Source organism: Phocaeicola plebeius (genome assembly GCF_003437535.1).
Classification (GTDB): Bacteria; Bacteroidota; Bacteroidia; order Bacteroidales; family Bacteroidaceae; genus Phocaeicola; species Phocaeicola plebeius_A.
In genome coordinates this window covers 38038-63538 of the sequence record NZ_QSQT01000019.1, presented here as the reverse complement: position 1 = coordinate 63538, position 25501 = coordinate 38038, and the positions used below count along the sequence as shown (strand labels likewise).

The 25501-nt window shown below is 45.6% G+C and carries 29 protein-coding genes and 1 pseudogene; 21 read left to right on the top strand and 9 right to left on the bottom strand.

Features of this window, described 5'->3' with window-relative positions; all coding sequences use genetic code 11:
- Positions 1-489 precede the first annotated feature (489 nt).
- From DXD04_RS11025 to DXD04_RS17060, 3 genes are read left to right on the top strand one after another with little or no spacing between them, the layout of a single operon-like run.
- On the top strand, positions 490-1047 hold the full coding sequence (locus DXD04_RS11025; protein WP_004308669.1) for a Panacea domain-containing protein: 558 nt from the start codon (positions 490-492) through the stop codon (positions 1045-1047).
- Positions 1048-1052: 5 nt separating this feature from the next.
- Complete coding sequence (locus tag DXD04_RS11020) at positions 1053-1538, top strand: hypothetical protein (protein WP_117673225.1); 486 nt, start codon at positions 1053-1055, stop codon at positions 1536-1538.
- A 19-nt stretch (positions 1539-1557) separates the two neighbouring features.
- Positions 1558-1911 (top strand): hypothetical protein, encoded by a 354-nt coding sequence (locus DXD04_RS17060; protein WP_004323416.1) that lies wholly within the window; start codon positions 1558-1560, stop codon positions 1909-1911.
- A 139-nt stretch (positions 1912-2050) separates the two neighbouring features.
- Here DXD04_RS17060 and DXD04_RS11010 read toward each other — a convergent pair whose 3' ends face one another.
- Both DXD04_RS11010 and DXD04_RS11005 read right to left on the bottom strand, forming a co-directional pair.
- Positions 2051-2623 (bottom strand): hypothetical protein, encoded by a 573-nt coding sequence (locus DXD04_RS11010; protein ID WP_004308671.1) that lies wholly within the window; start codon positions 2621-2623, stop codon positions 2051-2053.
- Between the two features lie 12 nt (positions 2624-2635).
- Positions 2636-2858 (bottom strand): annotated as a pseudogene (locus tag DXD04_RS11005) (DUF7688 family protein).
- A gap of 457 nt (positions 2859-3315) precedes the next feature.
- Here DXD04_RS11005 and DXD04_RS10995 point away from each other — a divergent pair.
- Both DXD04_RS10995 and DXD04_RS10990 read left to right on the top strand, forming a co-directional pair.
- Complete coding sequence (locus DXD04_RS10995; protein WP_004308673.1) at positions 3316-3516, top strand: hypothetical protein; 201 nt, start codon at positions 3316-3318, stop codon at positions 3514-3516.
- Between the two features lie 179 nt (positions 3517-3695).
- Positions 3696-4181 (top strand): dihydrofolate reductase family protein, encoded by a 486-nt coding sequence (locus DXD04_RS10990; RefSeq protein WP_004308674.1) that lies wholly within the window; start codon positions 3696-3698, stop codon positions 4179-4181.
- Positions 4182-4522: 341 nt separating this feature from the next.
- Here DXD04_RS10990 and DXD04_RS10980 read toward each other — a convergent pair whose 3' ends face one another.
- The 3 genes from DXD04_RS10980 to DXD04_RS10965 all read right to left on the bottom strand — a co-directional run bounded on the left by DXD04_RS10980 (position 4523) and on the right by DXD04_RS10965 (position 6285).
- Positions 4523-5026: an SLOG family protein gene (locus DXD04_RS10980; protein ID WP_117673223.1), complete on the bottom strand. Its 504-nt coding sequence runs from the start codon at positions 5024-5026 to the stop codon at positions 4523-4525.
- 1 nt (position 5027) lies between these two features.
- Positions 5028-5594, bottom strand: a complete 567-nt coding sequence (locus DXD04_RS10975) for a type I phosphoribosyltransferase (RefSeq protein WP_117673221.1) — start codon at positions 5592-5594, stop codon at positions 5028-5030.
- Between the two features lie 460 nt (positions 5595-6054).
- The gene (locus DXD04_RS10965; protein ID WP_083835130.1) at positions 6055-6285 is read right to left on the bottom strand and encodes a hypothetical protein; all 231 of its coding nucleotides are present in this window, start codon (positions 6283-6285) and stop codon (positions 6055-6057) included.
- Between the two features lie 305 nt (positions 6286-6590).
- Here DXD04_RS10965 and DXD04_RS10955 point away from each other — a divergent pair, with 305 nt between their 5' ends.
- Positions 6591-7427: a phosphoribosyltransferase family protein gene (locus DXD04_RS10955; RefSeq protein ID WP_004308677.1), complete on the top strand. Its 837-nt coding sequence runs from the start codon at positions 6591-6593 to the stop codon at positions 7425-7427.
- A 32-nt stretch (positions 7428-7459) separates the two neighbouring features.
- Here DXD04_RS10955 and DXD04_RS10950 read toward each other — a convergent pair whose 3' ends face one another.
- On the bottom strand, positions 7460-8119 hold the full coding sequence (locus DXD04_RS10950) for a M23 family metallopeptidase (RefSeq protein ID WP_004323419.1): 660 nt from the start codon (positions 8117-8119) through the stop codon (positions 7460-7462).
- Between the two features lie 221 nt (positions 8120-8340).
- Here DXD04_RS10950 and DXD04_RS10945 point away from each other — a divergent pair, with 221 nt between their 5' ends.
- From DXD04_RS10945 to DXD04_RS10870, 15 genes are all read left to right on the top strand, one after another.
- Positions 8341-9099: a DUF4099 domain-containing protein gene (locus DXD04_RS10945; protein WP_117673219.1), complete on the top strand. Its 759-nt coding sequence runs from the start codon at positions 8341-8343 to the stop codon at positions 9097-9099.
- A gap of 20 nt (positions 9100-9119) precedes the next feature.
- Positions 9120-9344: a hypothetical protein gene (locus tag DXD04_RS10940; protein WP_004323421.1), complete on the top strand. Its 225-nt coding sequence runs from the start codon at positions 9120-9122 to the stop codon at positions 9342-9344.
- A 25-nt stretch (positions 9345-9369) separates the two neighbouring features.
- The gene (locus tag DXD04_RS10935; RefSeq protein ID WP_008659504.1) at positions 9370-10938 is read left to right on the top strand and encodes a hypothetical protein; all 1569 of its coding nucleotides are present in this window, start codon (positions 9370-9372) and stop codon (positions 10936-10938) included.
- Positions 10939-10942: 4 nt separating this feature from the next.
- Positions 10943-12634: a toprim domain-containing protein gene (locus DXD04_RS10930; protein WP_032577769.1), complete on the top strand. Its 1692-nt coding sequence runs from the start codon at positions 10943-10945 to the stop codon at positions 12632-12634.
- 12 nt (positions 12635-12646) lie between these two features.
- Positions 12647-13132 (top strand): PH domain-containing protein, encoded by a 486-nt coding sequence (locus DXD04_RS10925; protein WP_004313632.1) that lies wholly within the window; start codon positions 12647-12649, stop codon positions 13130-13132.
- Positions 13113-13808, top strand: coding sequence for a hypothetical protein (locus tag DXD04_RS10920; RefSeq protein ID WP_004308684.1), 696 nt, complete (start codon positions 13113-13115; stop codon positions 13806-13808). The genes DXD04_RS10925 and DXD04_RS10920 overlap by 20 nt, the downstream gene beginning before the upstream one ends.
- Before the next feature lie 12 nt (positions 13809-13820).
- Positions 13821-14507, top strand: coding sequence for a hypothetical protein (locus DXD04_RS10915; RefSeq protein ID WP_004308685.1), 687 nt, complete (start codon positions 13821-13823; stop codon positions 14505-14507).
- Positions 14508-14519: 12 nt separating this feature from the next.
- Positions 14520-15164: a hypothetical protein gene (locus tag DXD04_RS10910; protein WP_117673216.1), complete on the top strand. Its 645-nt coding sequence runs from the start codon at positions 14520-14522 to the stop codon at positions 15162-15164.
- Positions 15165-15190: 26 nt separating this feature from the next.
- Positions 15191-16021, top strand: coding sequence for a M23 family metallopeptidase (locus DXD04_RS10905; protein ID WP_004313633.1), 831 nt, complete (start codon positions 15191-15193; stop codon positions 16019-16021).
- Between the two features lie 23 nt (positions 16022-16044).
- A complete protein-coding gene (locus DXD04_RS10900) occupies positions 16045-16326 on the top strand; it encodes a hypothetical protein (RefSeq protein ID WP_009017568.1) in 282 nt (93 codons plus the stop codon).
- A gap of 14 nt (positions 16327-16340) precedes the next feature.
- Positions 16341-18125 carry a hypothetical protein gene (locus DXD04_RS10895; protein ID WP_117673214.1) on the top strand — a complete coding sequence of 595 codons (1785 nt, stop codon included), beginning with the start codon at positions 16341-16343 and terminating at the stop codon, positions 18123-18125.
- 19 nt (positions 18126-18144) lie between these two features.
- The gene (locus tag DXD04_RS10890) at positions 18145-20394 is read left to right on the top strand and encodes a MutS N-terminal domain-containing protein (protein ID WP_004308690.1); all 2250 of its coding nucleotides are present in this window, start codon (positions 18145-18147) and stop codon (positions 20392-20394) included.
- An 11-nt stretch (positions 20395-20405) separates the two neighbouring features.
- Entirely contained in the window at positions 20406-21962 is a 1557-nt protein-coding gene (locus tag DXD04_RS10885; RefSeq protein ID WP_004308692.1) for a glucosaminidase domain-containing protein, read from the top strand.
- Between the two features lie 271 nt (positions 21963-22233).
- Positions 22234-22845 (top strand): hypothetical protein, encoded by a 612-nt coding sequence (locus DXD04_RS10875; RefSeq protein WP_004308698.1) that lies wholly within the window; start codon positions 22234-22236, stop codon positions 22843-22845.
- Between the two features lie 5 nt (positions 22846-22850).
- Positions 22851-24533, top strand: coding sequence for a zincin-like metallopeptidase domain-containing protein (locus tag DXD04_RS10870; protein WP_004308700.1), 1683 nt, complete (start codon positions 22851-22853; stop codon positions 24531-24533).
- Positions 24534-24587: 54 nt separating this feature from the next.
- Here DXD04_RS10870 and DXD04_RS10865 read toward each other — a convergent pair whose 3' ends face one another.
- Genes DXD04_RS10865 through DXD04_RS10855 form a run of 3 tightly spaced genes read right to left on the bottom strand, consistent with a single transcriptional unit; the run spans position 24588 to position 25453 of the window.
- On the bottom strand, positions 24588-24959 hold the full coding sequence (locus tag DXD04_RS10865) for a hypothetical protein (protein ID WP_004308703.1): 372 nt from the start codon (positions 24957-24959) through the stop codon (positions 24588-24590).
- Positions 24960-24969: 10 nt separating this feature from the next.
- Positions 24970-25254, bottom strand: coding sequence for a hypothetical protein (locus DXD04_RS10860; RefSeq protein WP_117673212.1), 285 nt, complete (start codon positions 25252-25254; stop codon positions 24970-24972).
- A gap of 4 nt (positions 25255-25258) precedes the next feature.
- Positions 25259-25453: a hypothetical protein gene (locus DXD04_RS10855; protein ID WP_004313635.1), complete on the bottom strand. Its 195-nt coding sequence runs from the start codon at positions 25451-25453 to the stop codon at positions 25259-25261.
- Positions 25454-25501 lie beyond the last annotated feature (48 nt).

Here is a 25501-nt window from a genome sequence, read left to right as displayed (position 1 = left end):
GATTTATTTTTCTGCCTCCAAAAGGTGGCGGAAACAATCTGACAAGGCTGATGCGGAAAAATACGCTCGACAGACGGAGAGGAAGATTTTTACGGCTCACTCGCAGCGGAACGCCGGCATTGGCAAGATTGGAGCAGCCTATTACCTTTGCGGGAAAATAAGTCCACGAGAGGTCGCACGGCAGCAGCAAAACGATAATAAATGACAATCAAATAGAAAGGGATGAATAAAACTGTAAAACAGGGGTGTTAAAACAGGGTAATGGACAATCGGAACGGATTGCCCGTACTATAATCGGAGGAAGGTGAACTATAAAGGGAGGTGGAATCGGGTGGATTGGCCCATCTCTTGATAATTGCAGACTATTACTCTCAGAATGACGACTATATTAAATGTCGTAAAAAAATGCAACGGACTATTTTTTTTGTATCATGAGCGTATTATTCAGCAAATTAGTTGTATCTTTGTAATCGCATAGATTTTTTTGAAATGAAAACAGCTATACAGATTGCTAAAATAAGAGCAGTGGTACTCTACATCATGCAGAGTTTCACTCAAGGAGTGGACTATATAAAGTTATTTAAAATACTTTATTTTGCCCAACAGGACCATCTTGTCAAATATGGCAAAGTGATTGTCGAAGACTCTTTCAGAGCATTGAAGCATGGCCCGGTGCCAGCCTATACCTACAAGGCACTGCAAATTGCAGAAGGCAAACCCTTGGATGGGAATTTTGACGAGTTCCTTTCAGACATAGAGGTTCGTGACAAGAAGGTATATACTTCTGCCGTACCCGATATGGACTATATATCAGGTGCCAACAAACGTTGTCTTGACGCTGCTATCGCTAAATATAAGGATACAGACCCTTATGACTTGTCCGATTTGTCGCATGACTCGGCATGGGAAGAAGCGATGACACGCATTCAGGATGATCCTCAAAAAAACTTCATTACCATTATAGATATAGCCCGGGCAGGAAAAGCTACCAAGGACATGGTAGATTATATCCGAGAAAAGCAGATTGTCAAGAACGCTTTATCTTAAATCAAATGGACGACAAAACCGGTGCATTGGAAAAGCTGAAAGCTATAATGGCCAAAGCTGAGCAAGTAGATATGTCATCAGTCAAAATTGGTGATATTATTTATGTCCCCTTGGACGAAGAGGACGGACTGATACTAAAAGACGGATATAAAGACCGCAATAAATATATTGTTATTATCGGCTTTACTCCGGAAGGTGTCGCTATCGGTGCCTTACTGATAAATTCGGAAATAGATTCTTCCAAGAGGTCGGAAGAGCTACTGGACTGCCAATATCCTTTGATGGTTCGGAACTATCGTGATATTCTGGACTATGACAGTTGGCTGGATTGTTCCGATATATTCGAACTTTCAAAATTAAAAATCACGGAAAAGAACGGTAAACTGAAAGGTTGCCTGATTTCCGAAGACAGGGAACGGGTAATGCAGTTTCTAAGAGCGACAGAGGTGTTCGATAATGCAACTAAAAGACGTTATGGCATTATTAAATAATGGCGTTAAATCATAGGGAATGGATAGAATAGGTTTAGATACCAGAATTTCAAGGAAAGAATCGTTTCTATTGGCAAATGACGGTTTGTATTTAGGCAGATTGTCGTTGAACACATCTACTCCTGATTCCATATCCAACAACGAGAATATATACGGTAGTCACTTTTCAAGTATATCTTTCAAGAATCGGTATTCCATATATGGAAGTCCCAGTTCATCGTTAAGTCCATACAATCCGAATACATTAACCCCACCAGTTATTTATTTAAGAGGTGAGAAAATCGGTTGTTTGAGTAAAAATGTGAATCTTACAAATCGTGTAGATCCGGACGTGCTTAATGACTGGATGATAAGTCAGCGATTATTTGATTAGTTTTCCATACAGAAAAATACATAAGTTTCCAATCGTAAATTGGGAACTTATGTATTTAGTAGGTCAAATGCTGATGCCGTCCTATAAAACGACTGGAGTTATCGTTGTAAGTAATAACTTCTTCAGACATCATTAATCTCTACTTTCCAATCTTATACATATTATCACGGGAGTCAAACCGCACACCGCAAAAAATGTAGTCAGGTGTACGCACTGCCCTTGCCGTGTATATATCCTTGCAGTTGCATTCTTCAAGGTATCCTGCCAAACTATCCACCATAATAGCGCAACTTAACTCCGCTGTTTGATGCTTGAACCGCCTGCCGTTTATTTCGACTAACACATAAGGGGCAAAAAAATCAAACGGGCTATTGCTTTCGGGGGATAAGATACCGATGTCTATCAGTCTGACAGGATTTAACTTTTCGTCCTTTGCCTTGTCGTTGTCCTTTTCAATTTGTTCACGTAGCAAGCGGAGATAGCAATCTTTCTTCGCTTCAAAAGTATGTATCGACTTAATCCACTCACGAATCCGTTTCTTAAAGTATGCCATACTATTGGAAACAAAGAGCGTTATCCGTCCGTCTATGACAAAACCGTAATCGGTCATACCACTCCATTTACCCATACATTTATGGCGTACAGGTTCCCATGTCTTGCCTCCTACAAGGGCAACAAATTCATCTACTGCTGCTTTCTCTTTCCTTTTCATTGTATATAGTTTTTAAAAATCAGGAATAGTTGCTTTCTCAATCAAAACGTTGTCGGCATAATACTCAATCGCCCCCGTAGTAACACCAATATCCTGACAAACTGTTCTGAGATAGTTTTGATAGTCGTTTCCAGAAAAGTTCTTACCACATTAAGTTTTTGAAAATCATCGGAATGGATATATCGTCTGTACTCGATAGTATCACTTTGCCATTCTGCCTAATCTCTGTTTTCATAATGTTATTTTTTTATTGTTACTATTTCCCTTTGTTCAACCTGTTTGCGACCTTTGGGATTTATTTTTCTGCCTCCAAAAGGTGGCGGAAACAATCTGACAAGGCTGATGCGGAAAAATACGCTCGACAGACGGAGAGGAAGATTTTTACGGCTCACTCGCAGCGGAACGCCGGCATTGGCAAGATTGGAGCAGCCTATTACCTTTGCGGGAAAATAAGTCCACGAGAGGTCGCACGGCAGCAGCAAAACGATAATAAATGACAATCAAATAGAAAGGGATGAATAAAACTGTAAAACAGGGTAACGGACAATCGGAATGGATTGCCCGTATTATATCGGAGGAAGGTGAACTATAAAGGGAGGTGGAATCGGATGGATTGGCCCATCTCTTGATAATTGCAGAATGACGACTGTATTAAATCATGGGGAATGAGTAAGTCTTTTTGATAAGGCAGAATGCAGTTCGGAACAGGCAACCTGAAAAACAATGTTTTTTGTTTGCTTATCCGCCAATCTTTCGTTATCTTTGTCAAAATGAAGACAGCAGACGGTACTTTCGGGTACGGTCATTGTCGTGACATGGAAGATTCATACTCGGCTTGGAAACAGGCGGAGATTGATATACATATTATACGTTCACTGAACGTCTTGGAATAGAAAACTGACACTTATCAAAAAGACAAGATGTATAGCAAAATATTCATACTGTATGTTTATACAGCAAGGGTTTGCTTATCTGCCTTTTAGGTATGGCAGTACCTCTATTCCGGAATAGCGTGGGTTCATGCTGTTCTTTAGGGTGCAAGGTGGACATAATTCTTAAAAACACATTGAATATGAAACAGATTTCCTTGCACGTGTATCAGTCCATCGACGGTTGTCCGGCTCCTTCGGACAAGCATTTTGATGCGGCTGTGGATGCCTCCAGTTGTGTGCTGATTGACGAAGAAACTTACCTGCGTATTTATATGAACCATTTGGGTTGGCCGATTACGGCGAAAGAGACTTTGGTTGTGACGAACGGCGGCATCGACCTGACGGAGAATGAACGAGTGAAGTTCATCCAAGGAGATGCAGTGGCAGAACTGAGACAGATGAAGGAAGACGGCGACGGTATGGTGGTGGCTTACGGTGAGGAAATCGGGGCTTTACTCTTGGATAACGGGCTGGCGGACGAAATCACAGTGACAACCGTTCCGGTACTAATCGGCGGCGGCGAAAAGGCATTGGAATGCGGATTGAATGACGGCAGAGCTTGGATTGTGCGGTCAAATAAGGTGCTGGTGGACGGAAAAATGAGGACGGTGTACGGGAAGGTCTAATATGACAAATAGATATTATAGCAAAAGTGCAGCAACCAATTGCTGCACTTATTTATAAAAAGACGTGCCTTAAACATGCTAAATAGGCGAAAAGTAAGGCAAGTATATTACTTTTTAAGCCGAATACTAAAAAAGGTAGAGAAAGATATAAGGAGGATGGAGCCTCCGAAGATATAAAAATACAGCAACACCAACTAAACCGGCACATAGGTAAAGCCGGGCAATACATCAGAACTAATAGCGTACTTTGCCATATCACGCTATGGCTGACAAAACAGCCTTTACATGAATGGCAAAGGAGTCACCGCTACGGCTCGGAATATGCGAAAACAAGATGGCTGTTATACGATTGAGCTGCCATAGAGATTTAGAACTTTTAGTCCATTCGCTGTAGCCTTACGATAAGTATAAAACGTACCACCCTTGGGGTTGCCGTCATACCAGGCAATAAGAGACGAACTGTGAAAAACCATATAGTCGTTGCGTCGAAGCAAACAGCCATGGTAGTAGTGTTCGCTCAGGATGATAACATCATCCGAGTTACAGAGAATAGTATCATACCGGGCTTTCATCGCATCGTTCCACCGCTCGGATTGTCCGCGATACGGTACTACGGCAATAACTTGCAGACCTGACAATTCGGACTGCAACGCAAGAGCAACTTCTGCCGCCAGCATATCAAACCCCATGGCACAACCACAGTAAAAATGACGATAACCTCCAGCGTATGCCTTGGTTATCGCTGTCTTTAATTGCAGCTTCAGTTGCTTCCTGTATAGGAATGGAATATTGCGGTGTCCACTGAAGCAAACGGACACTGCCTTATCATACTTTGTCTGGGTCATATTATTTCACTTTGTAATGGGTTCTTGCGAGGAATATACTTCCGAGTACATTAGCACCAAGGCTTTCAAGCTGATTGGCATAGGTAGCATAACTCAGCCCTTTGGTTATCACATCATCAAAGACTACCACAGACCTGCCGTTGAAAAAAGCCGAATCAAACTCAATGACGTTTACCTTACGGATTTCTTTCTCTGCCTTACGGTTTTCGTGAATGGTTAGCCTCTCACCACTCACTGATACATGGTCATAACCATTGATAGCTCCCGTCAGTTCGCATACTCTTTGGCAGAATGCTTTGTAACGTATCTCGTTCTTCTTATCGGTGGATGCCGGTACGGGAGAAAATACAATGTTAGTACATGATGTTCCATAACGTTCGGTCATGTTGGCTGCCGTGCGTTGAGCAACCTCTTCGTATGCCCGTCCATCCTTGAAATCAAAGACTAACTTGCGGTCTGCTATCTCACGCTCACTCACATTGCGTATGCGTGCAGGAAAATACTTGCAGAACCATGCCTGTGGCTTGTCCAACTGTTTTTGAAGTTCTATGTCTATCGTCTTTGCCATAACTCTGATAATTTTTCTTTTTCCCTCTTTTTGAAGGCTGTTCAGCCTGCTGAGGGATATTTTCTGCCATCAACTGCCGCCCAAGAATACCGATAAGACAAAACGGCGACAAGAAATACGCTCTGACGTGTCAGAGGAAGATTTTTCGTTCCAGCGATAGTGGCGATTTGATGTTTGGTAAAAGGCGGCTTACTTTGCGGAAAATATGACTACAGCAGAGCTAACCAACAAACAGAATATGCTTTCTTACTACAGGCGGTTGTCATATAGACATGTAGAATAGGTGCAAGATTTATAAAAGGAATGGGTGGGCAGTGGAACGTCTGTGGCTTGCCGGTCCAAACTTCCCGATGAAGTGACCATACAACTTAGTCTCAAATCTGGCGAAGCGTAAGCCTTGGCAGTTTGTGACCGAGGTGTACGGTCTTTTCATGTTTGGCTTCCGTAAAGAGTCTTTCACTCACCCCATAGCAGCTCTGCTGCCATAAGGTGAGTGAATGTCTCTTGCGGACAAGTCCTGTGACGCTCCGCTGATGGTGTGGGGCGAAGCTATAAAAACAAACAGACGGCATTGCCGGTTACAAAAGAACAGATAGCAGAGGTCGCTGCAAGGACAACAGATTGGCTTGATTGACACTTGTGGCAAATGTGCCATCGTCCTTGCTTTATCCCAAAGACTGGTACACAGCATATAGCAGACTTGTATGCCATTTGCCGTGTACCGGTCAGGGCGAACATCTTCTATAAAAGTTGAGCATGTACAATTAAAAGAGGAAATTGTATGGGTAAGACTTTATGATATAAAAGTGATATGGCTTATAAATTATCGGTGCTATTTTAGATTAGTGCCACGATTTTGCTAACTTTGCAAGTGAGTGAAAACGAATTTGATATAAGTAATGAAGCCATAACCCCCATATCCGATTATGTCGAAATACACCGTAATGTTGTAAATAACCAGATTGAAACGGGCTGCTTCATTCAAATAAAAATACGATGAATGCAAGACTATTGTTCATACTCCTGCTTTTCACAATTGGGGCATTGTGGTATATTATCGGCTACTGGCGACGAAAAGCAGGAGAAGCGGCATTCGCCGCCGCACGGTTGACCGAAAAGAGCGAGGAACGTGAACGTTACTGTCGTCTGGCGGTAATGGCCGGTCATCGGGAAGCCTGCCGTATGTTCTGTCTCTTGCATCCCGAACGGTTTGATGGCCATTCTCCCCATAAGCCGTTCAAGTTACGAGGCATCCGAATCTCCTTTTACGGATATTACTATCCGTCACGATACAATGCGCTGCTCAATGATGAACAGAGGGCTTTCTGCCATTCCATCTACCAGTTCAAACAAGGAGATATACACGGAATCGAGTTCTTTAAAACGTGTATGAATGCCTTGCAACTGAAAAAGAGACCTTACCATATAATGTTCATGCCGTGTAGCAACTGGATAAAATACGGTCAACGGTTCAAACGGCTCGACTGGTACATCGGAAAGCACCGACAGGATTTAACTTCAGGACTGTACGACGTTGATATTTGCGATGCACGAGAAAGCCTGCATGAGGCCAAAGGTGGAGAGAAGCGTATCCTCGAACGAAACTACCTCATTACCGGAAAAATCAAAGGGAAAGAGATTATCATCATAGATGATGTGCTGACAACCGGGCAAAGCGTGGTGGATTACAAGGAAGAGATAGAACGGTGCGGTGGCAAAGTAGTGGCGGCTATCTTCTATGGCAAGACGCTCTCCATGCCTTCGATGCTCCTTGTACAAATACACGTCTGGGGCAACCATATTGCCCATATTATTGAACGGATGACAAAGTAACCGGAACGTTTTCAGCCCTTTTCACTTCTCTTTTACAAACCTGCCAATGCTGATATACACTCCTGCCGGATGGATTGGATATAATCGAGTATAAGCGAGGGGCTGATACTCCTGCCATTGAGTTTGCAGGTGATATGCAGGTGTTCGCCGGTGCTGCGTCCTGTGGAGCCGGTAATGCCAACCACATCACGAGGATGAACTATTGCCCCTTTGACGATAAGAATTTTAGAGAGATGACAATAACTGACGGTGTACCTACCATGCCGCAAGGTTACATACTTGCCGGAAGTCTTGTCCTGTCCGACCTTCACGACCACACCCTCCATCATGGCCATCACCTTGTCGCCACGTGCGCGCAAGTCCAGTCCGCCATGAAATTTACTCTTTCCCGTAAACGGGTCCTTACGGTAGCCATAAGGCGAAGTGACCTTGATATAACGTAACGGGTAACTTACACTCAAGTAACGATCCATCCACTTTTTCTTATCCATATCTGCGGATACCGGGATACCTGTTGAAACTTCCTGTACGGAAATCTCGCTTTCGGATGCCGGTTCCGCTTGGTCTAACCCCATATCCAATACCTCCATCTTGTAGCGTGTTGGGGTAACGGCAACGGTATTGAATTGTGCTTTGGCTGGCGTGATACATAATGAGACACCCGTCATCATCAATAATAAAATCTTTCTCATGGCAGCAAAGTTAGCACGCTCTTCTTATGGTCTGTCCATTGCCGACTGTTTTCTCTCCAAATATAACTATTTAATCAATTTTGAATATGATTATTTGCGAAAAATCATATTCAAAACATTAAAAATACCACTTTATAATCACTTATAAAGAAATGTTTTAGTCATCAGATAAGAAATCACTCTATATTTGCTGAGTATAATTTTATAACATCGTTCAGAATATGAAAAAAGAACAATTTGAGTTCAACGAACTGCCTTATCCGACATTGGCCCGCTTTGGACTTACCCAAGAAATGATTGAAGATTTGCCCCTGTGTATCCTGAAAGAAATCGGGAAAGGCGGCTACTCGCCGGTACTGCCCATGCGTGTCACTAACGAGAATGGCGAAGTAATCGAGAGTCGCAGTCGGTTTGCCTTTATCCGTATGGATAGCGGCGAGGTGGATGTGGTTTTTTATCCCACACTGAAGTCGTCACCACTGGAATGCTACAACGAGGAGCAGCAAAAACAGTTGCTTGACGGCAAATCCATCATTGCAGACGTGGCTATGGCGGACGGACGACGCAGTAAAGCTTTCGTGCAAATCGACGAGGAAACAAAACAGGTGATGTATGTTCCGACACCCATCATCGCCCGTAACCTGAAAGTGCTGGCAGAGGTAATGTACTTAGGTACAGTAGAAGTAAACGGAATGCAGCATGGTGAGCCTCTGACGGTGGCAGTGGATGGCGAACCTGTCACGGTAGGCATCGACCTTCACAACAAGACGGGCATCCGTTTCTGCGCAGGTGACGCGCAGAAATGGAAAGAGCAACCCAAGCGTGAATGGGATAAGTACACCTTCGGTTGCTACGGTTGCTGGGTGATGGATGATGACGGCAATCTCGACTACGTTCCAGAGGAGGAATACACCGAAGAACTGTGGAACGAACAGAAGAAAAGCGGTGAGCGTAACCGAATGGCAGGTATTCACAAATAAAACCTATTTAATATAAGCGTATGGCACAACAGATATATTATCCCGAAGAGATTCTCGTCGAGAAGATGCAGAGCGGCGAATACGGCTGGCTCGATTACATCAACCATTTTTCTGCCGAGTGGCAGGAGGAGTACGCCCATTACTGTGAGGCAAAAGGACTCACGGTCTGCGAAGATTCTGCCGCCGGGTTTGTCCGTTTCAAAGACGAACAATTGGAAGCGGCTATGAAATACGGCAACGCATAACAAGTAACCATCATAACATCAGACTATGACGATACGAACAAATACTAATCCTCGGCAGATGGACTTGCAACCCGAAATGCGCAATCTACTGATGCGTAACGGACTTCAAGCCCATGTCGCATTTGACGGAGGCGGCTACCGGCTGATTGTGCAAGGGCATGATTCACCGTTATTGGTCTATCCTATAACAGAACGACAGATGTTGGCTCTGACGGACTGGGGAACGAATACGGCCAACAAGAAAGCCTACAACATACTCACGAGTATCATAGGAAAAGATTTCTATATGCCGAAAAATTTCGTCCATGCCCGCAATGCCAACGGTCGCGTGGCGATGGGGCTACATGGCTACCGCATCGGTATCGGTGAGTACGGACACATGGGGCGACTGGGTATGCCCCCTCCATTCCTTGGTTGGACACCACGCGAACAGTGGGGTTTCCACCTACGCAGAGTTGGTGGGCAGCTTTTCTTTCCGGGGCCATCCATCGTACCCGAACGCCCAGACGGGCGCATGAAGCCCGGCGAACTGCAATCGGGTGGCTACGGCTTTTACTACAAAGGCGGTCAACAGGAGCAACCCATTGTACAGCAAGATGTATTGAAGAACTTGCAGGAGGTCATTACACCGCTTGTCAGCCGTCCGCGCAGCAAGGAACCGGCACAAGCATACAAGGAGTTGATTGCTTCACCAGTCTATTTTTCCAACGAGAAATGGTCGGAGTGCCTTACTTCGCACGGTCTTATCGTGGATATGGAACGGAGGACACTGACCGTACAATCGGAAAGTGTCAATGCCGATATGGTCTATGACCTGACGGAAGAAGAAGTGAAAAAACTGGCTACCGCATCCATCGAGGAACAACCTGTGGAGAAACGGCTGGATCTGCTGAACGGCATTATCGGAGCGGACTTTGCCGATAAAGTAACGATGGAACAGCTCAACAGCGAACAACGCATCAGTATCGGCCTGCATCCCGAAGTGCGGCATGAACTGGAAGAACGGCAGCGGCAGGAACAAGAATTATTCATGCAGCAAGAAACTCCGATGCGGCAGGAATACATACAGGGCAGTATCGGTGCAGCCGTGGACGGTCGTGACCTGCAACTACTCAACGAAAGCAAAGGCTGGTATCGTGAGGAGAAACATGGCCGGGAAGTAGAGGTCAGTGACATTGCCGTGCAACCGGCACAGACGGAGGGTAAATACAAGATGTCCGCTGTTATTGACGGACAGGTCATCAGCCACGAAATCAGCCAGAAAGACTACGACAAGTTTCTTGCTGTGGATGATTACCACCGGATGAAACTTTTTTCGAAGATTTTCAACGAGGTGGATATGAAGACACGTCCTGAAGCGAACAAGGGGCTTGGCGTGAAGATATTCGCTGCCCTTACCGCCGGTGCTGTGGTGGCATCGGAAGTCGCACATGGCTTCCATCACCACCACTCTCCGGAGTTCTATGGCGAACGTTTCAGCGGACCGCCACATCCATACTTCAAGCCCGGTGTAGATACACCGAGAGATGTGGCCATCCGTAATTTCGAGGCACAGATGAATCAAGATATTAATGAAATGAGAAGAGGGAGGTAAACCTATGAGAGACGGAGACCTTACATACGATGACTTTCTGCAACGACTAAACATCCAGGACGTATTGATTGACGCAGGGTATCACCTGAACCGTCGTGACGGTCTGCGCTATCCCTCGTATGTTCGTTTGGACAGCGACGGCAGACGTATCCGTGGTGACAAATTTATTGTGACACAACAAGGAAAATGCTGTTTCCACGCACAACAACAGAAAGTTTATAACATCATTTCCTTCATCAAGGAGCATCCGCACTTTTTCACGGAGTACCATGCGGGTATGTCTCCGGACAGACTGGTGAATCTTGTCTGTAACAGATTACTGAACATTCCTGTCACTGAACGGAAAACCCGAATAGTGAACCCTAAACGAGATGTAAAGCCATTTGACATAGCGGATTACGACATTCATAAGTTCAATCCGCAGAATCGGGAAACGCAGAAAAAATTTTATCCTTATTTTAAAAGCCGAGGTATCGACCTTTATACACAATATGCCTTCCATCGGCATTTTTATCTGGCTACGAAACATCGGGAGGACGGTGCGACCTACACGAACCTGTCCTTTCCACTAACCCTGCCCAAAGGCGACGGAGCGATTGTGGGACTTGAAGAACGAGGACGTGCCCGTATGGACGGGAGCGGCAGCTACAAAGGCAAAGCCGCAGGGAGCAATTCAAGCGAGGGACTGTGGATTGCCAGCCCTGCCCGCACTTCTCTCATCTCCGCCAAACATATCTATTGGTTCGAAAGTGCTTATGATGCGATGGCATATTACCAACTTCATCAGGCACAGAACAAGGATCTGCGAAAGGCGGTATTCATCTCTACCGGAGGGGCACCGAGCCAGCAGCAATTCATAGGAGCGATAAAAGCAACTCCCCATGCCTCACATCATCTTTGCTTCGATCATGACCGTGCCGGACAAGTCTATGCTATCCACTTTGCTCTCACTCATGCAGGCTGGAACTTCTCCACCTGTCTGTCACAAACCGGCAGACTGATTGTACAGAACAACAGCGAAGACTATTCACAGTATGAAATAGAACTTGAACCATTCAATTTTGAAAAGATTACAGCCATTCTGGGTATAAATGATGCAAAACAAAATTTGAAGAATGGGGAGCGTGACGACATGGGAATTGGTGACGGCTATCTACAGGAAATGAGAATGGTTTGTATGGATGAGTACGACATGGCTCGTGACGAAGGTTCTGCCAGTGAGGAAGAATTAGAGAAAATGAGAAGCAATCTGGAAGCCATCGAAAAAGCGATTGATGCTTCCATTTCCGGTCCGGAAGCTACAGGATGCATCTTGTATGAATCTGCCGCAGAGGGTTATAAGGATTGGAACGACCAGCTACTCGGCAAACGGATAAAACCAGAGAAGGACAACCTTGACGATTGGGAGATCAGCGGTAAAGCCACGCTGAATCATGCCTTGTCCGATTTGCCCGAAGTCAATCCGGAACATATCCGAAACGGATTATACGACGAAGCAGACCATGAGGCTGTGCGAAAGCGTCTTGAACGTGCGGACAGAGTAATATTCTCCTTTGAAACCAATGACCAAGGAATGTCAGATAAGGGTTTTCAGGAAATGTACAAGATACGGGAAGAACTTGCCCGGTTGGAAGTGGATATAACCAATTCTCTTTCCGGAATGAGAGAAGACTTTCATTCCCGTTTTCACCGATAATCCATAAAACCTATGCAGAGAACTTGTCACAAAACCATTGTCATCCATCCACATACCGGGCAATTTGTCATCAACGAGCTGCCCACTCTCGTGCTGTGCGGCACTGTATGGGTGTACGGAGGCATGGAAGGGCTGCCATTGACAGCTATTGCCACAGTAATTGCCTTGATACTCTCGTTACTGTTACTCTACCGTTATCTCTACCTGCGGCGAATCCGTTATTGCATCGGCACGGAACAACTTGTCAGTGAATACGGTATTATCCGTCGCAAAGTGGATTATATGGAGCTATATCGTATCGTGGATTTTCAAGAGCACCAAAGCCTGCTGCAACAATTTTGTGGGCTGAAAACCGTACGTATCCTTTCAATGGACAGAAACACGCCCCGTCTTGACCTGATCGGTATCTTCCATAGGGACGACCTCGTGTCAATTATCCGTGAACGGGTAGAAACTAACAAACGAAAAAAGGGAATATATGAAATCACGAATCATTAGTCTGGGGCTGGTTGCCTCGCTGGTATGCCTGCTTCCACAGGTGGCAGAAGCCCAAATTGCGGCTTCCAATCCGTTGGAATGGACTGCATTGGCCGAAGGTAACGAACTGATAAACGGGCAGATTGAAAAACAAATAAAGGGACAGACACAAACAGCCTTGCTCCAAAACAGCATCGCTACCGAGTTCAACCAAATCCACAAGTGGGAGAAGCAGTACAACAGTTACCTCAAGACAGCAAGCGGTTACGCTTCATCACTGAAAGCCTGTACGCATCTCTACAATGACGGTGTGCGGATTTTCCTCACGCTGGGGAAATTAGGCAAGGCCATCCAAAACAATCCGCAGGGCATTGTGGCCAGTATGAACATGAACAACCTCTATATAGAAACAGCAACGGAACTTGTCTCTGTTTTTACATTGCTGAATGACGCTGTGGCCAAAGGTAGCAACGAAAACATGCTTACGGGGGCAGAACGCAGCAAGACGCTATGGGCGTTGAACGACCAACTATCGGATTTTAGCCGGAAGTTACATCTGCTCTATTTGAGCATACGGTACTATACTTTCAATGATGTGTGGAACAACGTAACGGCAGGAATGCTTGACCGTGACAACGGTGAGGCAGCTCGTATGGCTCTGTCCCATTGGCACAGGGCGGCAGCTCTCGTCCGATAAAATATATCAGTTATGAAATGGACAATTTGGATAAGTATATTACTGCTGTGTCTTACCGGTATCGGTGAGGTACAAGCGCAGAATGACCCTGTACTGGCCGGAATGATTGCAGTATATACCGAAAAGGCAGAGAAGGAGCTGAAGAATCAGGAAAAGGTCATGCTGATGCAGACCACCGGACATATTTGGACAAAAGAAGAAGTGCAGGCGACAACAGACCTGCAACGAGAGTTTAATAACTATCTAAACTCTTTCCGGTCAATAGTCTGCTATGCGGCGCAAACTTATGGGTTCTATTATGAGGTATCGAGGCTGACAGACAATATGGGCGACTTCACCAAACAATTGAAGCGAAGTCCAGCCAATACGCTTGCCGTAGCCCTATCCACACAGCGCAACAAGATTTATAGGGAACTGATGATGAACAGCGTGGAAATAGTGAACGATATACGCACAGCGTGCCTTTCGGAGAACAAGATGACGGAAAAAGAGCGTATGGAAATTGTCTTTGGCATCCGTCCAAAGCTCAAAACTATGAACACAAAGCTGCAACGACTGACCAAAGCGGTAAAGTACACGACAATGGGCGACATTTGGCGGGAAATCGACGAGGGTGCACGTCCCGAAGCTGATAAACGTAGTATCGTGGACGCAGCCAAGCGACGTTGGCGACAGATTGGAAAGAATGTAAGACCTTAAAAATGTAATGATATGGGAATTTGGGATTCAATATTAAAATATGGCGGCAAAGCAGCAAAAGCTACCGGAAGAAGTATGGGACATGCTGCACTGCATCCTTCACAAACCTTACGGGGCACAGGACAAGCCGTCAAGACCGCAGCCATCGGCGGTGCAGTCGGTTATGTGGGTTGGGAGAAACTAACCACAGATAAGAGCGTGGTACATATCGTAAGCGATGCGGTCATAGGGAAATCGGCTACGGATACCCTTGCAGATGCAGCGGACGGTGTGCGAGAACTGACAAGCAAAGCCGGAGAAGCAGTCGGTTCCGTCAGCGGTACGGTAGCCGGCATAGACTCAAAACTGGGTGGAGTATCGAATTTTCTACGGCAAGTCTCCAATGGCGGAGTTTCCGATATGTTCGGTAACATTTTCCGTAATCTCGGACAGGGTAACGTGTCGGGATTGAGTATAGCGGGACTGGTCGCAGCAGCATTTCTTATATTCGGACGCTTCGGCTGGCTGGGCAAGATTGCCGGTGCATTTCTCGGCATGATGCTTATCGGTAACAATGCCGGTATTTTCCGCACACCTGATACGAGAAGCATACAACGAATACAGACACCCGCTCTTCCCGTTGAAGAACAGACGAATAGCGGGGGGATGAAAAGATAAGAATAAGAATCAAATATAATCACATAATGAAATATACAGAAGAAATGATCCTGCAATCCGAAAGTGGATACTGTATGCCTTTTGAAGAACGGAAGGGCAAGGATGTGAAACTATCGCTCGGCTATGGCGAACAAACCGATCCGACAACGGGCAAAACATATTTTCATCATGGCATCGACTTCGATGTACGGTGTTACACACTGGCGGCTGTCGCCAGCGGTATCGTGTCAGGTATAGGCAATGACCCTATACTCGGCATCTGCCAAACTATACGCTATGGGGAGTATGAAGTGACCTATGGGCATTTGTCAAATGTCTTCGCCCAGTTCGGACAGCGTGTCAAGGCCGGACAGACTGTAGCTTTAAGCGGTGACAAGCTGCATATCGGGATACGCTTCAAGGGTGAGGAACTGAATCCGCTGGAATTTCTAACCATGCTGTATGGGAATATCCAAGCATTGTGTCATGCTGATGGAGGCGAAGCGGCAACATCTCCCAACATGGAGATGGCACTGACCACCGATTACGAGCAGGACAGACAGGAAATAGAGGAATTGATGCTACGTTTCCTGCCCTACTACATGGAAGACTTACAGCGTGGTGCATACCGACTTCCTCCACATACGGAGCAGTCACTCCGCCATGTCTTTACAATGGGAGCAGTCAAAGAATATTTCTATGAAAATATGCCAAGTATATCCAACCCACTCGGACTGGGACATAAAGCAATGCCGCTTGCTTGTAAGGTGCAGAACCTACTCATTGCGGACTTCCTGCATTACCTTGCCCTACGGCATGGCGTGTACTTATCGACGATGGGCGATGATGTAAAAAAAAACTCTACGACGAAGCCCTGACCCATAGTGGTATCATTGACCCACTGGCAGAATTAGACATAGACATCCAGAGCTTTGACATACCGAGAGCAGTCACGGTATATCCTGACCGGGCCGGTGTGCGCTGGTGGACGAAAGCATGGTTCAATAACCGGGAAGAGGGCGAAGCATCGGTGGAGATTGAGCGAGAACAAGCGATACGCTTCATTCACGACAACATCGAGAAGGATGTATGGCTGGAAGAGTTTTATCCCAAACAGATGGAAATTTACCACAACGCCATCGAGCAGACAAAAGAGCAATTATTAATGAATAGAATAGGATAAACATATAATACACTATGGACGGAATCAAGCATAGCGGACGGTTTGCAGAAATGGAACGCCTCGTGAACGACTATTTCAACTGCCATATCGCACCCATCATGTCAAAAACGCGGACTGACCTCATACGGAATCAGGGAGAGGAAATGAAAGAATATTCCACCTCTTTAGGTGGTATTCTCAGTATGATGGCATCTTCGGCACAACCAATGAGCGACCCCTATCAAGCACTCAAGGTCACAGGCGAATGGAACTCCAAAACAACAGAGGACTATATCGAGATGTGCAAGACGGAGATTACCGGTTCCGAGGAAATGCAGCAAGACCTTGCGTATATGGCCGGGCAGTGGCGGGATACCGTCGTGCAGGAAATCGGAAGGGCACGTTACAATGAGTTGTCAGAACAGCTCGGTTGTGACCTCGCCTATGCCTATATGGACCACCGAATAGAGGAACTGATGATTGACCGGTTGGTGAAAGAACGTATGCCCAAGTCTTCCGCTGACTACATCATCCGAAAGGCTGCCGAATCGAGTCTGCTGGGATTATCGCAGACGTTAAGCCGTTCACCGCTGACCGATGAAATAGAGGCACGAGGCGAAGCAGCTTACCGCCCGAACAGATGGGAAAAAGGTACGGGATGGATGTTGGGCACAGCCGCAGATACCCTGATGATGGGTGGTACTGGTTCATGGACGACACTGGCAAAGTTTACCGGTGCAGATGTGGCTATTGCAGCCATCACCAATCGTTTTGAAGGCAAGAAGCCTGATACCCTTTCAGTAGAACAGTGCATCAGTAAAGGAGTGTTCGGCAGAGACAGAAACGTATTCGACGATTTTCGCAAAGAGGCAGCCCAAATACAAATCAAAGAGAACACGGCGATTGGTACAGACAACAAGCAACTGAAAAAGAAAATCCCTGTCATGGACTTTGGCTTCATGGAATGGACACAAAACCAGAATAGCGGTTTATTGTGGCCGAATGTACAGAGCAAGGAAGAACAGAAATATGAGGAACGGTACAAGGATGTGCCGATTGTTGTTGCTCCCGGACAGGAAGAAGCCTACTTGCAGTCTTTGGAACAATGTGACAAAGCGAAAATGGTCAGGACAGAACAGGATGAAATTATGAAAGAAGAGAAGTATGAAACTGTTGTTCCTGCCAATGATGCGGAACAACATGTACAAACGATACAAAGTGCGCAAGTAGCACAGGGAAACGGTTGGGGCGGACTGCTTGGTATGCTGGGACTGGATGGCATAGGTAATATCACAGGCAATCTCGGTTATGTAATGGCCATGCTCCCTGATGTTCTACTGGGAATATTCACAGGCAAGACAGAATCATTGCATTTGGAAGACAATATGTTACCGATAGCGAGCATTGTGGCGGGTATGTTTGTGCGTAACCCGTTGCTGAAAATGCTCCTGATAGGCCTGGGAGGTATGAACTTGTTGAATAAGGCAGGACACGAAGCCTTGAAAGAACGAACAGAGGGAAAACTGAACGTAACAAATGAGAACAATGTGCAGTACCGACGCTATACAAATGAAACTCTGAACCCACGTATAGTAAACCCTGTATTGCAAGATAGTACGTTGATTGCCACGATAGACCGAGTACCGTGTACCATCCAGTTGTCACCGATTGTAGCAGAAGCCTACCGTACCGGGGCATTGCCTTTGAACACGCTGGCAAATGCTGTCCTTGCCAAGAACGACCAGCTTCGCCAGGCTGCCGCACGGAATTATGAGGACGGAAAACTGGAAACCATCGTGCGCCCACGGGGTATTCAATAATCCTATAATCAAATAAACGATGAAAGAAAAATCGCAAATCGAAAAGAAAGCCGAGGAAAAACAAATCACCTTGCTTTCTACGGCTTTGAGTGAAGCCTCGAATGCCGGTGGACACTGGCTCAACGCATCAGGAAAGGGATACCCGCGCTTCTATCCAAAGGGTGTTTCTGTCAGCGCATTCAATGCACTATTCATGACGCTGCATTCTGATAAAAATGGATGCAAAACCAACCAGTTCACGCTATTCAGCGATGCCAAGGCACAAGGAGCCTCGGTGCGTGAGAATGAGCAAGGCGTTCCATTTTTGTTTTATAATTGGAACAAGTACGTTCACCGCAATAATCCAGAACAGGTTATCAGTCGTGATGACTACATGAAACTGTATGAAGAGGAACAAAAATTATATAAAGGTGTACATAACCGTGAAATTCGCACTTTGTTCAACATTGACCAGACGACACTACCCTACGTGGATAAGGAGCGATACGAAACGACGTTGCGGCGGTATGGAAGTGCAGTGGAAAGAGGATATACGGAAGCTGACAACCGACGGTTGCATATTCAATTCAACGACTTCCTACTGAGGATGCGAGACAACCTTGTGCCTGTTCGTTTGGATGGAAGCGGTGTACCCCACTACGAAACAGATAAGGATGCGGTCTATATGCCGCGACAAAGAGAGTTCAGACATTATCACGACTATATACAGGAAGCCTTGCGGCAAATCGTGAGTGCTACCGGACACCAACAACGATTAGCGCGTGAAGGTATGGTGATGAAGAACGGTGTGGCTCCTTCGGAGGATGCTGTCAGACAGGAACGGTTGGTAGTGGAACTGGCTTCAGGGATTAAAATGTTGGAACTGGGGTTGCCAGCACGGTTGTCTGAAGAAAGTCTGAAGACAGTGGAATACTGGTGCCGGGAGCTAAAAGAGAACCCGAACTTGATGGACGCTCTCGAAAGTGACGTAAACAATGCCATCGAAGTAATCAATAAAGCGGAACGGGGCGAGAAAATCGAATACGCCACCATGCGCAACCGGCGAGACACTTCAACCATGCAGGAGCAAATGCCCAAACATTATTTTGTGTCGAACGAGATTCGGCAGCATCCGGATAAAGAAACGAAAAAAATTGTGCTTGTTATTGACCCACAGGCAAAAACCGCAGATGTAATTCTTCCAGCAGGGGCTTCTACAGAGGCAGATAACGAGATACCGGGAATGAACAAGGGACGTATCATGCGAGCGTTGCAGAAAGATGGAATCGAGCAGGTACGCTTCTACAATACGGATGGTGCATTAGGTTATCGACCCGATGACAGTTATTTTGCCGAGAAGATAATTATGCTGGCCCGGCTGAAGAATTGGGCAATGGAGAAGCTCTCCACACTGGACGTGGCGTCAGCGGTCAAACAGGCGAATGAGATCGGATTTGACCACGTAGAGATGATTCAAGATGATAAGAAACGATGGGCACTTTATATCAAACCCGAAAATAAGAGCGGATATAGCATCTATCCTGATAAAGAAGATATAAACCGCTTCTTTTCAACACTCAAGCAAGCAATGGATAACATCGGTAAGGTTCGGATGGAACTGGCGCACAAGTATTATGCGCTGGCCGAGGTCAAACCTGACCTGAAGGTGGATTTGTTCAGCAGCGAAATGCCGGAAATAGACTTGAACCGTATCCAGCGTGTTTCGGTTTTCAAAACCAAACAAGACGGCATACAATGCGTCGCAACTATTGATGGGCAGAAACAGCCTGCCCGAAGTGTCACTCCGCAACAGTGGCAGCGGATGTGGATAGCGGAAGAGCGTGACAGCTACAAACGTCATTTGGCAGCTACCTTATTCGCAGACGTACTACAAAAAGGACAATCGCAGGAGGCACACACCGGAGAGAAACAACAGAAAGAAGCAGAGTTGTGGCCGATAGAAACGGTAGCGCAGGAACGGACGGAATCAGACAACAAGGGTATTTCACCGGAACGGCAGTTGTGGGACAAACTTAAAGCGAATCATCCCGATGCCTTGCAACTGCTTCGCACGAAAGATGGTTATCGGCTCTATAACGAAGATGCGGTACAGGGTGCAAAGATATTGGGCATAACCCTAAAAGAGTATCCGGAAGGGGACATTACGGCTTCAACGGAATTTTCAACGGAGCAGCTCGACAACTATCTGTCTAAGCTCGTCCGTGCCGGGGCACGGGTTGCTATAAGTGACATGGAGGAACAAGAAACACACAGAGGTTTTCATAGATAAGGAGTAAGGAAATGAGCAAGAACCAACAATACGCAATGAAATATGCAGAGTATGCTATGGAGCAGATGCGCCGGTACGGAATCCCCGCATCCGTGACGTTGGCACAAGGCATACTGGAAAGTTCCAACGGGCAAAGCCGTTTGGCGCAAAACGAGAACAATCATTTTGGCATCAAGGCTACGCCTGCATGGATTGCCGAAGGAGGAAGGTATGGTATATATACTGACGATAAGCCGAATGAGAAGTTTTGCAGTTATGACAGTGTGGGTGATTCATACGAACACCACTCCCGTTTTTTAAAAGAAAACAGCCGCTATGCCCAATGTTTTGCACTTTCGCCCGACGATTACAAGGGTTGGACACAAAATATCGAACAGGCCGGTTATGCCACAGGCGGAGAATATGCCGAGAGTCTGCAACGGATTATAGAGCAAAATGGCTTACAGCAGTATGACAAACTGGTGATGCAGGAAATGGAGACACAGGGTAAGCGGTTCGGTACGGAACATAATCCTCTCCGAACGTCTGAAAATTCAGAGTATGGTGCGAAGTACTCATTCCCGGTAGAGCGTGAAGAGTTTCTTTTTGTTACCTCGCCTTTCGGTATGCGGCAAGATCCGATGGACAACACGAAACAACAGATGCACAAGGGAATTGATATCCGTTGCAATGGCGATGCGGTACTGGCTACTGAGAACAACGGGAAGGTGGTGGCTGTGAATCAGAATAAGAACACGCCCGGTGGAAAATCGCTGACTGTGGAATATACCAGAACGGATGGCAGCAAGGTACAATGTACTTATATGCACCTTAAGGAGGTTACTGTAAAGGTCGGTGATGTAGTACAAGCCGGTGGGAAGCTCGGCACATCGGGCAACACAGGTACACGTACAACGGGCGAACATCTACATTTCGGCGTGACAAACTTCTATGCAGACGGAACAAAGCGTGACATCGACCCTGCGGCTTATCTGACTGAAATCGCACAGAAAGGTAATATCAAATTGGAAGTGTTGCACAACGGGAACAGCCTGCTCACCCGATATAAAGGAACAGAAGAGAATGCCGCCGGCAAAAACCTTTCGCCCGACGGATGGATGAAGAAGTTGCTTTCGTCAGAGGATAGCGGTGTGGGAATGTCAGGATGCAATGACCCTATAGTAGAGATGGCGATGACAGCCTTTAGTTCCCTTATGCTATTGGCCGTACAAATCGACAACAAGAACGAGGAGGAGCAAAAGACTGCCATATCCAAACAAATGGATAGTGGACGCATCAATCTGAAATCATTATTACCGGGCATGAAAAACTGCGAACTGGCAATCAGTGAAAATGGAAAGGCTATTCTGCGAGTGAACAATGGAGAACTGCGCATGTCACGTGAGTTGACTACTGCGGAGTTAAGCCGTCTGTCGGCAACACTGAATAACAATACTCTCACAGAAGAAGCCAAAAGGATACGTGTAACCGGTATGCTGAATACGGTTATCCTCTCGGAAGCGGCTTCACAGAATTTTGAACAAGGGATGTCCCAACAGCAGGGACAGACAGAGAACCTAAAAAGATAGAAGCGTGGCGATATGGTAAAATGCGTGATGATACAGCTATGCAGATGTCTGTTCGGACTGTCCTACCTTGCCTTGTATGTCCTGCTCTGCTACCAACTCTTCGGCTGGGTAGCAACGCTCATTATCGTGAGCGTTCAACTGTTCCTTGCCGGATGGCTGATCTGGGCAATGATACGAGCACCCGATTAAGAGCAATGATTTAGCAGTTCAACAACAAATCATGGCAACACAGTTGTCGGGTGATTATGTATCACATTAAAAGACAATAGAAATGATAAAATGTAATGTTACGGTATGTGGCGTTATCGGACGTGATGCGTCGATACGCACCAATAAGGAAGGGAAAACGTTCCTGGTTTTTCCTCTTCGAGTAATGATCCCTGACACTGACGGGAAGACTATGCCTATTGAGGTGGATGTCAGCAAAGATACTGCCGGAAAGGAGGTTTCCAAATATCGAAATGGTTCCCGCATCGAGGTTTCGGGGACAATGTATCTCAAACACCGTGGTGACAAACTTTATTTCAATCTTTTTATTAACGAAATTCGTACAGCTACGGCAGATGCGAAAGATACGGTCAAGGGCGAATTAGTATTTCGAGGTAAGGTCGGGCAGCATATCGAGGAAAAAAGGGATAAGAAAGACCAGCCTTACACAATGTTTTCGGCATTCAGTACGGAGAAAGTAGAGGATGGCTTTGAATACCAATGGGTACGTTTTTTCTGTTTTGGCAAAGAACGCGAAGCATGGTTACAGCCGGGCGTGCGAGTGGATGCCAAAGGTGAAATATCCCTTTCGGCATATAACGGAAAGCTGAATGTTTCATGCAAGGTGGAAGAACTTGTACAGTATGTAGCAGATTCGTCTAATTCCAATCAGTAAAGGATATGGCCGGATATAAAAAACAGCACACGGACGGGCCGAACAGCGAAGATAAAGCATTAGACCTCTTCGCTGAAATGATGATTGAGAAAATCGAGAGTATCCGTAAGGATTGGAGAAAGCCATGGTTCACAGAAGAAGCGTTACAATGGCCCTGCAATCTTTCCGGACGCGAGTATAATGGCATGAATGCCATTATGTTGCTTATACATTGTGAAAAGGAAGGTTACAAGATTCCGCGCTTCTGCACTTTTGAGTGTGTACAACGGCTCAACAAATCCGATAAGGACAATCAGGAGAAACCTCGTGTTTCTGTACTTCGTGGAGAGAAATCATTCCCAATCATGCTGACTACATTCACCTGCATACACAAGGATTCTGGTGAGAAGATTAAGTATGATGACTACAAAAAACTATCTGATAACGAGAAGAAGGAATACAATGTTTATCCTAAGATGCAGGTATTCCGAGTCTTTAACGTGGCACAGACCAACTTGCAGGAGGCAAGACCGGAGCTGTGGCAAAAACTCGAAAAGGAGTATTCGCTACCGAAGATTGAGAACGGAGAGTATTTCAGCTTCGCTCCCGTCGATGCGCTGATAAAGGACAATCTGTGGATTTGTCCGATCAAACCACAGCATCAGGATAACGCTTACTACTCTATATCGAGAAATGAAATCGTTGTGCCGGAAAAGGAACAGTTCAAATCTGGAGAGGCGTTCTATGGAACACTATTCCATGAGATGACACACTCGACCGGTGCGGAAGGAGTTCTCGACCGTATCAAGCCGACAACTTTCGGCTCGGCAGAGTATGCGCGCGAAGAATTGGTAGCCGAGTTAGGCAGCGCATTGGTTGCCCAACGTTACGGCATGACGAAACATATAAAAGAGGACAGTTGTGCCTACCTCAAAGGATGGCTCGACGAATTGAAGGAATCGCCACAATTCATCAAGACAACTCTGTTGGATGTGAAAAGAGCGGCTTCTCTGATTACCCAAAAGGTGGATAAGATTGCACTGGAATTGGAGCAGAACATTGATGAAGAGCAAACAGTAGCACCGAAAGAAAAAGTGTATTATTCTTCCGTGGCCTATCTTCAGCTTACCGATGACACGATGCGGTTGGACGCATTCAAGGATAAGGGGGACTACGAAGGACTGCTGACTCTCGCCAAGGAGTATTATGACGGTAACGGCATTAACGAAGAATATACTTATTCTTCTCCCATACAGAACCGAGGAGACAATCTTTTGATTGAGGACAAGGATTTTGCTGTGGTGTACAATGGGAGTGTCGGGGGAACTTATGAAGTGATGCTGAAATTCACGGAAAAGGAAGTACGCGACCATATCAGGCGTTATGGTATCGAACATGCTGGAGATACATTAAAAGGGGTAGCCAAGGAGATGGCTGCGGAACAATTCGCTATCATGACACAACAAAAGATTCCTGCATTTGAAATGCCGAATGGTGATGTGCTGTATGTCAGCTATAATAAAGAATCCGACATGATAGATATCGGGCCGGTTACTAATGCGGGACTTGTCGCACAACATCGTTTCCCATACGACCATAATGCTTCGTTGGATGCCAACCTGCAAACCGTGAACGAAAAGCTGAATAATATGGAGGAATACCGGGAAGAGCTACAAGAAGCAGAGTACAGCGGCGGAATGCGCCGATAAAACGGAAAAAGATGCGGAGCTGTTTGCTCCGTACCTTTTCTTGAATTTATTTTATTACTCTAACAAATTATCTATCATAGACTGTAAATTTGTTATATCGCAATACTGATTATGTCCCCCTCTGTAATCTTTCGCGTGTTGGGCTGTCCGGATTAAGAAAGAATCGAGTTCTATTTTTACACCGCTACCCATTCGGGACAAACCGGAAGAGTGACTGATGTAAACGAATTTACCGTTACGTTCTATGAAACAAGAGGTATTATAATGCCCCTTTAAGTTGAATGTTACTTTTGCGCCAACGGCTGTTGCGTACTTGGAAATCTCACGTACTAAGGCCGTTTGGAAACTGCGGTATTTTTTTGAAACATAGACTCCTGCATCTGCAAGGATTGCGTTCTGCCATTTGGTATAAAAATTCTGTGCCATATTTTTAATATTAATTCTGTAAATAATTCTCCCAATTCTTTTTGTCAATAGTTAATTTGTTCATTTCCCAATCGTATTCCACTTCCGGCATATCAGAATAAGGGAAATACACAGTGTAGCCTATCTGTCCATAAGAACAATGTAGCGGTATAACGCAAATCTCCTGACCACAATAAGGCTGTGGCGTACAATATTTCTTCCAATCAAAACGACCTGCTGCTATATTGCAGCAAAGTAATTTTAGAGTTACTATACCTTTCCAACTCTGAAAATCTTTTTTATAACCTTTTTTCATACTACTAATGTGCTATATTATAATAAACTTCGGGTTCACTTGACACGTTGTAAATCCAGCTTCCGCAACGTACCAATAGAGCATTCTTGCCATAATAGAGTTTCTTCATTCCGGTTATACTTCCTGTTATGTGAAAGTTAGGGAAACGACTGATGTCTATTTTCTGTGCATCGCATCTGTAGAGTGTTTTAGTTCTCATTGCATTTATTTTTTTAAGTTGTTTTTTATTTCCCTCTTCTTGAAGCCT